This is a genomic window from Myroides sp. N17-2 (genome assembly GCF_002286775.1).
GTDB lineage: Bacteria > Bacteroidota > Bacteroidia > Flavobacteriales > Flavobacteriaceae > Flavobacterium.
On the sequence record NZ_NSGJ01000052.1, the window covers coordinates 1 to 14,074 of the forward strand.

General features: G+C 35.1%; 10 protein-coding genes, 3 tRNA genes and 1 pseudogene. 5 read left to right on the forward strand and 9 right to left on the reverse strand.

Annotation, left to right across the window (positions count from 1 at the left end):
* A pseudogene (locus CF599_RS19975) lies at window positions 1-94 on the forward strand (transposase); the annotation flags it as partial.
* 139 nt (window positions 95-233) lie between these two features.
* On the opposite strand, the gene CF599_RS16670 reads toward CF599_RS19975, so the two are convergent.
* The 3 genes from CF599_RS16670 to CF599_RS16680 form a co-directional block, all read right to left on the reverse strand.
* Window positions 234-307 (reverse strand) — tRNA-Arg (locus tag CF599_RS16670).
* Window positions 308-339: 32 nt separating this feature from the next.
* Window positions 340-414, reverse strand: a tRNA-Pro gene (locus CF599_RS16675).
* A gap of 6 nt (window positions 415-420) precedes the next feature.
* Window positions 421-504 (reverse strand) — tRNA-Ser (locus CF599_RS16680).
* Window positions 505-782: 278 nt separating this feature from the next.
* Here CF599_RS16680 and CF599_RS16685 point away from each other — a divergent pair.
* The 3 genes from CF599_RS16685 (at window position 783) to CF599_RS16695 (ending at window position 4,353) form a co-directional block, all read left to right on the forward strand.
* Complete coding sequence (locus tag CF599_RS16685; RefSeq protein WP_121967095.1) at window positions 783-1,961, forward strand: acetyl-CoA C-acyltransferase; 1,179 nt, start codon at window positions 783-785, stop codon at window positions 1,959-1,961.
* An 82-nt stretch (window positions 1,962-2,043) separates the two neighbouring features.
* Window positions 2,044-2,805, forward strand: a complete 762-nt coding sequence (locus CF599_RS16690; protein WP_121967096.1) for a C40 family peptidase — start codon at window positions 2,044-2,046, stop codon at window positions 2,803-2,805.
* 189 nt (window positions 2,806-2,994) lie between these two features.
* On the forward strand, window positions 2,995-4,353 hold the full coding sequence (locus tag CF599_RS16695; protein ID WP_121967097.1) for a DEAD/DEAH box helicase: 1,359 nt from the start codon (window positions 2,995-2,997) through the stop codon (window positions 4,351-4,353).
* Between the two features lie 100 nt (window positions 4,354-4,453).
* Here the strand turns inward: CF599_RS16695 and CF599_RS16700 are convergent, their stop codons facing one another.
* The 6 genes from CF599_RS16700 to CF599_RS16725 form a co-directional block, all read right to left on the reverse strand.
* Complete coding sequence (locus tag CF599_RS16700; RefSeq protein WP_121967098.1) at window positions 4,454-5,776, reverse strand: MFS transporter; 1,323 nt, start codon at window positions 5,774-5,776, stop codon at window positions 4,454-4,456.
* Window positions 5,777-6,007: 231 nt separating this feature from the next.
* Complete coding sequence (gene cmk, locus CF599_RS16705; RefSeq protein WP_121967099.1) at window positions 6,008-6,694, reverse strand: (d)CMP kinase; 687 nt, start codon at window positions 6,692-6,694, stop codon at window positions 6,008-6,010.
* A gap of 313 nt (window positions 6,695-7,007) precedes the next feature.
* Window positions 7,008-9,476, reverse strand: coding sequence for an endopeptidase La (gene lon, locus CF599_RS16710; protein WP_121967100.1), 2,469 nt, complete (start codon window positions 9,474-9,476; stop codon window positions 7,008-7,010).
* 200 nt (window positions 9,477-9,676) lie between these two features.
* Window positions 9,677-10,642 carry a DUF6252 family protein gene (locus CF599_RS16715; RefSeq protein ID WP_121967101.1) on the reverse strand — a complete coding sequence of 322 codons (966 nt, stop codon included), beginning with the start codon at window positions 10,640-10,642 and terminating at the stop codon, window positions 9,677-9,679.
* 79 nt (window positions 10,643-10,721) lie between these two features.
* A complete protein-coding gene (locus tag CF599_RS16720) occupies window positions 10,722-12,026 on the reverse strand; it encodes an MFS transporter (protein ID WP_121967102.1) in 1,305 nt (434 codons plus the stop codon).
* Between the two features lie 221 nt (window positions 12,027-12,247).
* On the reverse strand, window positions 12,248-13,063 hold the full coding sequence (locus CF599_RS16725) for a M48 family metallopeptidase (protein ID WP_121967103.1): 816 nt from the start codon (window positions 13,061-13,063) through the stop codon (window positions 12,248-12,250).
* A gap of 839 nt (window positions 13,064-13,902) precedes the next feature.
* On the opposite strand from CF599_RS16725, the gene CF599_RS19980 reads away from it, so the two are divergent.
* Window positions 13,903-14,074 (forward strand): DUF6266 family protein (locus CF599_RS19980; protein ID WP_254050349.1); only part of this gene is annotated, 172 nt, incomplete at its 3' end.

Here is a 14,074-nt window from a genome sequence, read left to right on the forward strand (position 1 = left end):
ATTTAATGCCAAAATTAAAGCATTCAGGGCTCAATTTAGAGGAGTAAGAGATATTGACTTCTTCTTATACAGATTGACTAAACTTTATGCATAAACACAACTTTTGAGATTGATCCACTATTAGGGTAAAAATTGTGTCCTATATTGTCCATTAAAGGTTACTTATATCAATAAAAAAACCCGCTAATAGCGGGTTTTTGTAAGTATTAAGGAATTTCTATTCCTTAAAGTTGTGATCCAATCAGGATTCGAACCTGAGACCTACTGCTTAGAAGGCAGTTGCTCTATCCAGCTGAGCTATTGGACCATTCCAAAAAAACTGTAATCGTTTTTCTTTCGTCGGGGTGGCAGGATTCGAACCTGCGACCTCCTGCTCCCAAAGCAGGCGCGATGACCGGGCTACGCTACACCCCGAAAGAGCGGAGAGACAGGGACTCGAACCCTGGCATCGGTTACCCGATGACAGATTAGCAATCTGCTCCGTTACCACTCCGGCACCTCTCCGTTGCTTAGATAATTACTTCTCTAATGCGGATGCAAACTTAGCACTAGTTTTGATTCTATGCAAGCTTTTGGAATAAAAAAAACACAAAAAAACACGCCTTAAAAACGAATACACTCGTAGTCAATGCAGTAAACTCAAATAAAAAAAACATTATTTTTTTATTTCTTATTTAATTCTCCTAAATCAAGATATTTTGTGTATTTTCCCACATCTTTATTGACCTCCTTGAGGTCTATATTTTAAACTTGTAAAATCAAACTTAATTAATCTATATATTATGAGTAAAAAAGTAGTTATTGTTTCTGCTGCTAGAACACCTATCGGAAGTTTCTTAGGGAGTTTATCAACTGTACCAGCTACAGATTTAGGAGCAACTGCAATTAAAGGGGCATTAGATAAGATCAAACTTGATGCTAATCTAGTGGATGAAGTATTGATGGGGAATGTAGTTCAAGCAGGAGAAGGTCAAGCACCAGCTCGTCAAGCAGCCCTAAAAGCTGGTTTATCTAAAGAGGTTGCTTGTACTACAATAAATAAAGTTTGTGCATCTGGAATGAAAGCTATTATGCAAGGAACACAAGCTATCATGGCTGGTGATGCAGAAATAGTAGTGGCAGGTGGAATGGAGAATATGAGTATGATCCCTCACTATATACACATGCGTAATGGTAATAAGTTTGGTCCTGCTACTATTATAGATGGTTTACAGAATGACGGTCTAGTAGACGCTTATGACAATAATGCTATGGGAGTATCTGCTGACTTATGCGCTAGTACACATAATATCTCAAGAGAAGAACAAGATAACTTCGCTATCAAATCTTACGAACGCTCAGCTAAGGCTTGGGATGCTGGTAAATTTGACAATGAAATAGTACCTGTAACAGTACCTCAACGCAGAGGAGATGCTATCGTGGTAGCTAAAGATGAAGAATACACTAATGTAAAATTAGATAAAATCACTTCTCTACGTCCTGCTTTTACGAAAGACGGAACAGTGACTGCTGCTAACGCATCTACTATCAATGATGGTGCTGCTGCTGTAGTATTAATGAGTGAAGAGAAAGCATTGAGCTTAGGATTAAAACCATTAGCGTACATCAAAGGATATGCTGATGCTGCTCAAGAACCTGAGTGGTTTACTACTGCTCCTGCTAAAGCGCTTCCTAAAGCACTTAAAAAAGCGAATATCGCTATCGAGGATGTTGACTTCTTCGAATTTAATGAGGCTTTCTCTGTAGTAGGTATTGCTAACGCAAAATTACTTAATCTTGACGCTAACAAAATCAATGTTAATGGTGGTGCTGTATCTTTAGGACACCCTCTAGGATGTTCAGGAGCTCGTATTATCGTTACTTTATTAAGCGTATTAGAACAAAACAATGCTAAGATCGGAGCTGCTGCTATTTGTAATGGTGGTGGTGGTGCATCTGCATTAGTTATCGAAAGAGCTTAATTTTTTTTCACAATATATTCAAGATGAGTTTGATTAGTTCAAACTCATCTTTTACTTTTGTACTTTAATTCAAACCTATATTATGTTTGCATATTGCAACCTTGCCATTGTACCACTAAGACTAGAACCAAGCGATAGAAGCGAAATGGTCTCTCAAGTTCTTTTTGGTGAACACTTTACTATTTTAGAAAGAACCGAGAAATGGTCTAAAATAGAACTTGCTTTTGACAAATACCAAGGTTGGATAGACAATAAACAATATCAAGAATTAACTGAAGATGAATATAGATATCTTCAGAATACTTCTGTTATCCACTCAGCAGACTTAGTTGACTTCATTACTTCTAATAATAATCACTTAATGGCTATCCCTTTGGGTAGTTGCCTTACAGGATTAAAAAAGAATAGTATTAACACAGACAACTTCTCTTATGAGGGTCTTACTATAACAGGTCAATTCACTAAGCAGACTTTTCTTAAAACTGCTTTTATGTACTTAAACACTCCTTACTTATGGGGAGGAAAGACTCCTTTCGGAATCGACTGTTCTGGTTTTACACAGATGGTTTATCGCATTAATGGATACCGCATCCCTCGTGACGCATCTCAACAGGCAGCTATAGGTGAAGCCTTAAGTTTCATTGAAGAGAGTGAGATAGGTGATTTAGCCTTCTTTGACAATGCTGATGGCAATATCGTTCACGTAGGTATTATTATGGAGAACAACTATATCATCCACGCACACGGCAAAGTTAGAATAGACAGACTAGACCACTTGGGGATTTATAATATAGATTCTGGAAGACATACACATAAACTTAGAGTAATCAAAAAGATTATATAATATCCCTTATCAGTATAAGAAAAGTAAAGTATTTTATTATTCATTAAATTTATTTAATAAATAATCCCTAGATATAACGTTTTCACTACTAAGATTACTATTTCATTTAAATTCTTTCAGTTAACAGATTACTAAGTATTTGATATTGCAAAAAAAATAAACGTATCTTTGCACCAAATATCAATACGTATGAACACTTTCGAGCAATTCAATCTACCGAAAGCCCTTGACAAAGCTCTAAACGAGCTTAATTTTGTTTCACCAACACCTATACAAGCAAAGTCTTTTCCTGTTATTTTATCAGGTAGAGATATGATGGGTATTGCCCAAACTGGTACAGGTAAAACATTCGCTTATTTACTTCCAATCCTAAAACAGTGGAAATTTAGCCACGTAGACAATCCTAGAGTTGTTATCCTAGTTCCGACTCGTGAGCTAGTGGTACAAGTCGTAGATGAAGTAAAGAAACTTACTGCATATATGTCTATCAGAACATTAGGTATCTATGGGGGTACTAATATCAATACACAACGTAAAGCTGTATATGAGGGTGTAGACATCCTAGTAGGGACACCAGGTCGTATGATGGACTTAGCACTAGATGGTGTAGTTCGTTTTGATAATTTGCAACGTTTAGTAATAGATGAGTTTGATGAGATTCTTAACCTAGGTTTTAGAACACAACTTACTTCTATCCTTACTATGATGAGAGGAAAACGTCAGAATATCTTATTCTCAGCAACTATGACTGAGGAAGTAGATGATATCCTAGACGAATACTTCGAATTTCCAGAAGAAGTATCTCTTGCTCCTTCAGGAACACCATTAGAACAGATCGATCAACAAGTATATAACGTACCTAACTTTAATACAAAGTTAAACTTACTAATGCACTTATTAAGCAATAAAGAAGAGTTCAATAGAGTTCTTATCTTTATCAACAGTAAGCGTCTTGCTGATGTAGTAATGGCTAAGTTAGACGAGGCATTCCCAGAAGAATTTACAGTAATTCACTCTAACAAGTCTCAGAACTTCCGTCTTAGATCGATGGCTGAGTTTCAGGCGAACGAGTTAAGAGGTCTTTTATCTACAGACATTATGGCGCGTGGTCTTGATATCTCTGATATTAGTCACGTAATCAACTTACAGTTCACAGAGTTACCAGAACAGTATATTCACCGTATAGGTCGTACAGGGCGTGCTGACAAATCAGGTGTAGCTATCTCTATTATTGATCCTAAAGAAGAAGAGGTTAAGATCGCTGTAGAGGTACTAATGGAAAAGGAATTAAGAGAAATGACTATTCCGGAAGAAGTAGTAATCTCTGAGTCTTTAATGGAGTTCGAGAAGTCTAAACTTAAATCTAAACAACTTAACAAAGTTAAGAAGCCTATAGAGAAAGGTGCTGCTTTCCACGATAAGAAAGAGAAGAACCAGAAAGTTAACTTAGGTGGACCAGGTAAACGTACTCCTCGTAAAACTAAGCCTCGTAACAGAGCTGTAGAAGCTAAGCGAGCTGCTAAGAAAAAGAACAATAATAAGGACTAAACAACCTTATATAAATATAAAAAAGCGTGGTAAACTGATGTTTACCACGCTTTTTTTATATACTAGTACTCTATTCGAAAACAGAGTACCTGTCATCAATTTATTTCTCTATTGCTGGTTTGTGTTTATATTTAAATAGAACAGCGAACAACACTGTTACTACTAAAGCATACCCTGCAAATATCAACCATGAATGTCTCCATCCTTCTAATTGTAATAGAATGTCCTCTTGACTATATACAAAGTGATTTACGATGTACTGAGCAATTAACATACCTATCGTAGCTCCAAATCCGTTAGTCATCATCATAAATACTCCCTGTGCAGAAGAACGAATATCTTCTGGAGTTTCGTTGTCTACATATAATGATCCTGATACATTAAAGAAGTCAAATGCGATACCATAAACGATCATAGATAGCATAAACATCCATACTCCACTTCCTGGATCTCCTAATCCAAAGAACCCAAAACGAAGCACCCAAGCAAACATTGACATCAACATAACCACTTTAATACCGAAGCGTTTTAAGAAGAATGGAATTAATAAGATACACAGTGTCTCTGATACTTGAGATAATGAAATCAATGCATTAGCATTATTAGCTCCCCATGAATTAGCAAAATCTGGAATATCTTTAAATGTTGTAATAAATGGGTTAGCATACCCATTGGTAATTTGAAGAGAAACTCCTAATAACATTGAGAAGATAAAGAAGATAGCCATTTTCTTTTGTTTAAACAAAGAAAACGCCTTTAATCCCAATGCATCATATAATGTCAGCTTAGCATCTGATTTATTAATAGGACAGTTTGGTAAGACAAAACTATATAAGAATAAGATAACTCCTAAAATAGCAGATACATAGAACTGGTGGTAACTAGTTTGAAAACTCTTGAATCCTATATCACTACCAAAGTGAAAACCTAAAGTACCATCCTGAAAACCAAAGAAGTTAACGAATAACATCGCACATATAAACCCTATGGTTCCAAATGTTCTAATCGGAGGAAAATTAGTAATTGTATCTAAGTTATTTTGTTTTAATATGGTATACGCTGCCGAATTAGATAAAGCAATAGTTGGCATAAAGAAAGCCACGCTACAGGTATACAAAGTAAATATAGTAGTAAAGTCTACATTACTTCCTGCCATCGCACCATATAATCCTGTCGCTAACATAAAGATAGCTGCTAATAAATGGTTTATTCCTAATAGTCTCTGCACTGGTATCCATCTATCTGCTACGATACCCATTATAGCAGGCATAAATATAGATACTATCCCTTGCACCGCATAAAAAGTCCCTATATTAGAACCAAGTCCTACTGATCCTAAATAATTACCCATGGATGTCAAGTAAGCTCCCCAAACTGCAAATTCGAGGTAACTCATCATCGTCAATTTTGCTTTTACATTCATTACGTATGATATTATTTCTGTGTTAATACTCTAAAGATAGTTACTCTCTAGATTGTGTTTTATAAGTGTGTTTATTGCTTCAAATCTACAGATAACATTTAAACGAAAATGAATTGTACAAAACAGAGTAAGATTAGTGATTAAAGCACACTATAGTGTGGTTATCGAGCTAATTGAAGCTATGTAAAGTATAATTATTCCGCAGTAAATGTAGTTTACAGATTTAAAGTATTACTTAACTCGCGCGCGCGCTAACTCAAGGATTAAGTCGAATTGTTCTTCTATTGTCAAGTTTGAATTATCAACTTCTATAGCATCTGACGCCATTACTAATGGAGAATCTGCTCTTGTTGTGTCGATTTTATCTCTCTCTACTACATTGTTGAATACTGCTTCATAAGTCACATTAGGATCTTTAGCACTTAATTCGTCATAACGACGTTGTGCTCTAATCTCTGGTGAAGCAGTCATAAAAATCTTAAGTTCTGCATCTGGAAATACAACAGTACCGATATCTCTACCATCCATCACTACTCCCTTAGACTTTCCTAAGTTCTGTTGTTGGTCAACTAACTTTCTTCTTACTTCAGGTATTTCTGCTATCTGGCTTACGAACTGTGATACTTCTAAACTGCGGATCACACCTTCTACATTCTCTTGATTCAAAAATACTTCTGCAAACCCTTTTTCTGGATTATATTCAAAGTGTAAATCTATAGAGGGTAAGGATTCTATAAGCTCTTCCTTATTAAAGTAATCTTTCTTTATCAAGCCTTTTCTCATGGCATGCAAAGTTACAGCTCTATACATCGCTCCTGTGTCGATATATACATAACTAAGTGACTTGGCAAGTGATTTCGCTAATGTACTTTTTCCCGTAGAGGAAAAACCATCAATCGCTATGGTAATTTTTTTCAAACTGAAAAATTTAAAAATTAGTTTAAACTCATTTATTTGTCAAATATAATAGTATTTATCACCACTCAAATCTTTTTATAAAACTTTCTAAAGTCGTGTGAGTACTAAATATAGCTTTAAAAATACTCTAGTAAAAAAGTATTTCAAAAAAGCACCTTAAAAATACAAATATTTTAACCAATTGTAACTAACATATATCAGTTAATATGTAAAATACACTCTCTTTAATTACCTTATTTGTTAACCAAATTAGATATAACAAAAAAGCATCACTTGGAATAGTGATGCTTTTTTTATTTTAATTCAATGTATTTTATTTTTTAACTACTTCAAACTTTTTAGCATTCTTTACTTTTTGATCAGTAATTGCTATCGCTAATACCTCTTCCATTCTATCGACATAATGGAATGTTAGTCCTTTTAAGTACTCTTCTTTTATATCCTCGATATCTTTTCTGTTGTCTTTACACAAGATGATCTCTTTCACATTAGCTCTTTTAGCTGCTAATATCTTCTCTTTAATACCACCTACTGGTAATACCTTTCCTCTTAATGTAATCTCCCCTGTCATCGCTAAGTTCTTTTTCACTTTGCGTTGTGTAAACGAAGATACCATCGATGTTAACATCGTAATACCTGCACTAGGTCCATCTTTAGGAGTAGCTCCCTCTGGTACGTGGATGTGTATCTTATAATTATCTAATACATCCTGTGATATACCTAAATCCTCAGCATGCGCCTTAATATACTCTAAAGCGATAGTAGCTGATTCTTTCATTACAGTACCTAAGTTACCCGTGATAGATAGCTCACCCTTTCCTTTAGAAATAATAGATTCAATATATAAAATATCTCCACCTACACTAGTCCAAGCTAATCCTGTAACAACACCTGCTACATCGTTATTCTCATATTTATCACTCTCGAAACGCGGTGTTCCTAATATCTTTCTGATATCTTCTTCTGTCATCTTCACATTATACTCCTCCTCCATCACGATGCTCTTAGCTACACCTCTAGCGATATGTGCTAATTGCTTATCTAATCCACGTACACCCGATTCTCTTGTATAGTTAGTGATGATATACTCCATCTGCTTTTTCCCTAGTACTAATTCCTTAGAAGTAATACCATGTGCTTTTAACTGCTTATCTAACAAATGCTGTTTACCTATCTCTACTTTCTCTTCTATCGTATATCCTGTCATTTCGATAATCTCCATACGATCTCTTAATGCTGGCTGTATAGTACTCAAGCTATTCGATGTAGCGATAAACATCACTTTAGACAGATCATATCCCATCTCTAAGAAGTTGTCATAGAAATCACTGTTTTGCTCTGGATCTAATACTTCTAATAAAGCAGATGACGGATCGCCATTGTGACTAGATGATAACTTATCTATCTCATCTAATAAAAACACAGGATTAGACGTCTTCGCCTTTTTAAGACTCTGAATAATACGTCCTGGCATCGCTCCGATATATGTCTTTCTGTGCCCTCTTATCTCTGCTTCATCGCGTAATCCTCCTAAAGAAATACGCACATACTCACGTCCTAATGCATCTGCTATAGATCTACCGATAGACGTCTTTCCTACCCCTGGAGGTCCATACAGACATAGTATCGGTGACTTAAGATCATTACGAAGCTTTAAGACTGCCATGTGTTCTAACACACGCTTCTTAACATCTTCTATACCATAGTGATCTTTATCTAACTGCTTCTGTGCATTCTTTAAGTTAAAGACATCTTTAGAGCAATGGTCCCAAGGCAAATCTAGCAACAACTCTAAATAGTTACGTTGAATACCAAACTCCGCTACCTGAGGATTCATACGCTGAAACTTCATTAACTCTTTATCGAAACGCTCCTGTACTGTTTTAGACCATTTTTTAGTCAATGATCTTTTGCGCATTTCTTCAAACTCCTCTTCATTAGAGAAACCACCCAATTCTTCTTGGATTGTTTTCATCTGTTGGTGTAAGAAATACTCTTTTTGCTGTTGATCTAAATCTATTCTAACTTTCGTCTGAATATCATTGCGCAACTGCAGTTTCTGCAATTCAAGAGTCATCATCTTTAACGCCTCTAATCCTCTAGCATTTAAATCATCTAGATTAAGTAAACGTTGTTTGTCTGCTATTTCAAGACTCATATTAGAAGACACAAAGTTGATCAAGAACGAATCACTAGAGATATTCTCAATTGCAAATGATGCATCTGATGGAATATTCGGATTCTCCTTAATCATCTCTAAAGCTGTTTCTCTAATAGATTCAACAATAGCAGGAAACTCTTTATTTTTCTTTCCTGGGCGCTTCTCTTCTCGAGCGATAACTTTCGCTTTCATAAAAGGTTCTTCTTCTACTAGCTCAGTAATCTCAAAACGCTTCTTACCCTGTAAAATCACAGTGATATTACCATCAGGTAGTTTTAATAACTTGATGATACGAGCTACCGTACCTGTATGATAGATATCTTTTAATCCTGGCTCGTCCGTATCCTCATTAATCTGAGCGACTACACCTATGGTTTTATCTCCTTTATTTGCTTTATTTAGTAATTCGATAGATTTATCTCTACCTGCCGTAATAGGAATAACTACCCCTGGAAACAATACCATATTACGCAATGGCAATATCGGTAGTACAGTTGGCAACTCTTCTTTATTCATTTCTTCTTCATCTTCGCTTGAAAAGATTGGAATGAACTCTGCATCTCCATCTCCTAAGTCTTGTAACGACAAGTTGTCAAACGTCATAGTTTTTTGATTTCCCATATATATATTTACGTCATTTTGTCAGTAATCAAATATATATTGACATAGCTCTCTTCAAAACCATATCACAACTACCTGATTACCAATAAAAACATTGTTTTTAATTGTTCTACACTATTAATATTTCAATCTTTATGCCACAAAAAAATCCTTGACACAAGTGTAAGGATTTTTTGTCTTTTCTGTTAAAAAATAAAATATTATTTATCTACAGGAGCATCAAGTTTTATAGAGAACTCACCGAAAGTAATCTTCACTTTTTTGTCTTTATTCTCTTCACCTACTCCTATTAAGTTTGCCTCGAAACGCCCTTTTAGAGATATTAATTTACCATCTTTATAATCTGCCTCATCTATGCGAAGAGAACCTTCAGATTCAGCTACTTCATCAGAAGTGTACTTCACTCCATACTTAGAAGTATAAGCCACCTTAAACCATCCTAACTTCTTAAACTCTTTAGGATCACTACCTGTCACTACTAAACCTTCACTTGGCAAATCAAGAATCAGCTCTTGCGTTTTCTCTACATGATCTAGACTTGTGATAATAATTCTATTTCCTTCTATCCTAGCTGTCTCTCTAAGATTCTCCATCTCCTCATTATCCGCAAAAGCCTCTAAATATGTAGCATAAGAACGTACAATATTGATATCTTTAAAACTTCCACTTATAGCAAATGCTTTTAGATTAGGATTATCATTATTAGTAGGCATCATACGCTTGATATCAAAATTACCTGATAACACTCTTGCCTTTCTATTAATCTCACTAATAGTAAGCATTCCACTTATCACATTAGGTCTATCTTTATCGATAGTTGTATATAATAATTTATTCTCTACACTATAATAGTTGCATTCATTGGCAGTCGCATTAGTAGGAAAAGTACCTCTCTGAAGTTTAAACGTATTAAGTGTCAGTACATCTTTACCTGATTTATCTGCACCAACTATTTCAATTGTTATTTTTCCATCTCTATCTTTACTAGCCACTACACCTTCGCGTAGCATAATCATATCTCCCTGATTATTTACAGTCACAACAGGTTTACCTACTCCTTTTTCACCCTCTATTATAGGATCATATGATTCGTTATCACACGATACAACCGTTAATCCTGCGATAGAGAACAAACTAAATGCTAATATTCTTAATGTCTTTTTCATATTATAGCTTACTAAACTTTAAGTAATCAATTTACAAATATACAAGTAATAAAAATACAATCTTATATGACTTTTATTACTAACTCTGTTTTTTATTAGGTATTCTTAACAACAAGACAAAACCAACTGCAAAAAACACTACCAAAAATAGAATAGCATTCTGCATCTTTCCTGTTAAGTCACTAACTAGCCCATACATAGACATCCCTAATACAATACCCAACTTCTCAGTCACATCATAAAAACTGAAGAACGATGTCGTATCTGTAGTCTCAGGTAATAACTTAGAATAAGTAGATCGAGATAAGGACTGTATCCCTCCCATCACTAATCCTACGAAACTAGCCGCCACATAGAACTCATTAGGTGTCACTACCGTATAGGCATATAAACATATTACTATCCATAACGCATTTAAAACGCATAACGTATATATATTTCCTATTTTTTTTGAAAGTAACGAGGTCAAGTAAGCACCTGCCACCGCTACTAACTGTATCATCAGAATACTTAATATCAAGCCTGTAGTACGCTGTGAGTCATTCTCCCATGCTATCTCCTTCTCACCGAAGTATGCCGCAATGACCATCACTGTCTGCACTGCCATACTATAGACAAAAAAGGCTACTAAGTAACGTTTTAGCTCCACATAACTACTCAGTTGATGCCAAACTTTCTTCAACTCTCTGAATCCCTTAAACAATACAGATCGAGTAATCTTCTTCTCATTTTTAAAATCAGGTAGGTACTTAAAAGTGTACATACTGAACCCTACCCACCATAATCCAACAAGGATAAATGAGAAACGCATAGCTGACATAGCTGTCTCAAAACCAAACAGCTCATACTTCATCACTAAGAACAAGTTTAGCAATAACAACACCACACTACCGATATACCCTAAAGCATATCCCTGTGCACTAATTTTGTCTTGCTGATCTGTAAAAGCGATATCCGGTAAGTACGAATTATAAAATACTAAACTCCCCCAAAAACCTATTAACCCAAACATATAGATTAATAAACTCAATAACATATAGTCTAAACTAAAGAAGTATAATAGCATACAGGATACAGAACCGATCCCACAGAAGAGTTTCATAAAGAACTTCTTAGTCCCTAGATAATCCGCTATCCCTGACAGAATAGGCGAGAGTATACAGACGATTAAGAATCCTATCGCAGTGATATAACTAATAATAGATTCACTCTTTATAGAGGTTCCCCAGAAGTCAAAACTATCTATATTTAACTCTCTAAATAGAGATCCGTAGTACAACGGAAAAATAGATGATGATATCACTAAAGCATACACAGAGTTAGCCCAATCATAAAATGCCCACGCATTTAAAAGTTTCTTATCTCCTTTTATAAAACTTTTCATACTTAAATACTATTACCTTAAATCTGCAACTACCATTTACTGTGAAAGAATTCTACTTTACATAGCTTCCATTAGCTCTGAAACCATACTAAGGTATACTTTAATCGCTAATCTTGCTCTGTTTTGTATAATTCATTCTCGTTTAAACGTTATCTGCAGATTTAAGGATATTAAAAAAAATAAGCTACCATAATGGTAGCTTACATATATACTATTTTATTTTACTTTCCGAAAGATACACCAAATTTTGCTGCTTCCGCTTTCGCTTCAGGAATTAATTTCTTCAAATTATCAATACGCTCCGTATTACTAGGGTGAGTGCTCATCCATGAGTTACCTCCTCCAGAACCATCTCTAGCCGCCATTCTACTCCAGAAACTCACTGCTTCCTCAGGATTATACCCTGCTAAAGCCATTAGTGTAAGCCCTATTTTATCTGCCTCAGTCTCATTAGCTCTACTGAATGGCAACATCCCTCCTACTTGAGTTCCATACCCATAAGCCGCAGACCACATTTGCTTAGAAGAAGCAGTAGATTTAGCTGTAGCAGCATCTAATGCCACTGCTCCTACCTGCTGTAACATCGCTGCACTCATACGTTGCTGCCCATGATTTGCTAAGGCATGTGATACCTCATGCCCCATCACCACTGCTATACCAGCATCTGTCTGACATATAGGCAATATCCCAGTGTAAAATACTATTTTACCTCCAGGCATACACCACGCGTTTACTTCCTTATCATCTACTAGATTATACTCCCATTTATAGTCATTAAGGTAACTCCCATGCCCATTAGCTGTTAACCATATTTCAGCCGCTTTCTTGATTTTTATTCCAATGTCAGTGATACGCTGTGCATCTTTTGTTCCTTTTATTACCTTATGCTCTTTTAAGAAAGTATCATATTGAGAGAACGACATCGGAAAAAGCTCTGCATTAGAAGTAAAAGCCATTGTCTTCTTCCCTGTGAATGGATTTGTAGCACAAGCACTTAATAGTAAAACTGTAGCTGCAGATAAGATTATTTTTTTCATAGTGTTTTTGTTTTCAAAATTAATAGTTATTCGCAATATTCAAAAACATTTGCTTTATAATGCAAAGAATGCATTGAAACTAAAACATATCACACCAAATAAAGTTCAAAAAGAGACAATAACATGCTTTATTCTATCCCACATCTTGATAGAGTATAAACGTAAATCTAGCTAATTGGACTTCATTTAATATTTTATTTTTTTCAAATTTAGATATCTAAAGGCACTAAAAAACTATTTAGAAACCTCTAACTGCCTCTTTTCTTCTCAACTTCTTCCTCACAAACAAGTTCTCCGCTGTTCAAAATACTTTTATTTCTGTTTTTATTATTCAACAAAAACCACATTAACCTAATAAACAACAAGTTAAGTACAAAAATATAAATCTCTATAAAACTCCCAACCTCCGCTCATCTCTGTATACCACTGTCTTAATACTCCTTACTAGGACAATTTTAGGAGAATGATAGGATAATAATTGGGTATAGAACCTAATTCTCCAAGAATCCTGCTTTCATTCTACTCTTATTCTGCTCCAATCCACAATTCTATTTTAGTTAAATTATCACAAGTCTAAGATAAAATCCGACTAAAAAAGTAAATTTATCACTCGTTTTTAACACCTATTTAATTCATATTCAACTATCAACCTAGAGTACCAAAGGGTTGAACAGCCTATGGATTTTTCTTACTACTTATGCACTAGGTATGCTGATTTTTTTATATTACAAAACAGGAAACGGTACGGGCGAATTGCAATTCACCCCAACAAAAAACGTCATCACAACATCACGAAATCATAAAAACCAAAATCACGAAAACACAAAAAAACATAAGTTATGGCAGAAATCAAACAGGGTATACTAGGTCCAGTAAATGGTAAAGTAGGAACAGTAGTTGGAGCAACATGGAGAGGAGTAAATTACATCCGTGCTAAACCTCGCAAATCAAGAAAAAAACCATCAATGAAGCAATTACTTCAATGGGATAAGATGAGTCTAGTATCAACGT

Coding starts and splice junctions, on each gene's coding strand:
- CF599_RS16685 (WP_121967095.1), top strand. CDS start 783: ATGAGTAAAAAAGTAGTTATTGTTTCTGCTGCTAGAACACCTATCGGA.
- CF599_RS16690 (WP_121967096.1), top strand. CDS start 2,044: ATGTTTGCATATTGCAACCTTGCCATTGTACCACTAAGACTAGAACCA.
- CF599_RS16695 (WP_121967097.1), top strand. CDS start 2,995: ATGAACACTTTCGAGCAATTCAATCTACCGAAAGCCCTTGACAAAGCT.
- CF599_RS16700 (WP_121967098.1), bottom strand. CDS start 5,776: ATGAATGTAAAAGCAAAATTGACGATGATGAGTTACCTCGAATTTGCA.
- lon (WP_121967100.1), bottom strand. CDS start 9,476: ATGGGAAATCAAAAAACTATGACGTTTGACAACTTGTCGTTACAAGAC.
- CF599_RS16715 (WP_121967101.1), bottom strand. CDS start 10,642: ATGAAAAAGACATTAAGAATATTAGCATTTAGTTTGTTCTCTATCGCA.
- CF599_RS16720 (WP_121967102.1), bottom strand. CDS start 12,026: ATGAAAAGTTTTATAAAAGGAGATAAGAAACTTTTAAATGCGTGGGCA.
- CF599_RS16725 (WP_121967103.1), bottom strand. CDS start 13,063: ATGAAAAAAATAATCTTATCTGCAGCTACAGTTTTACTATTAAGTGCT.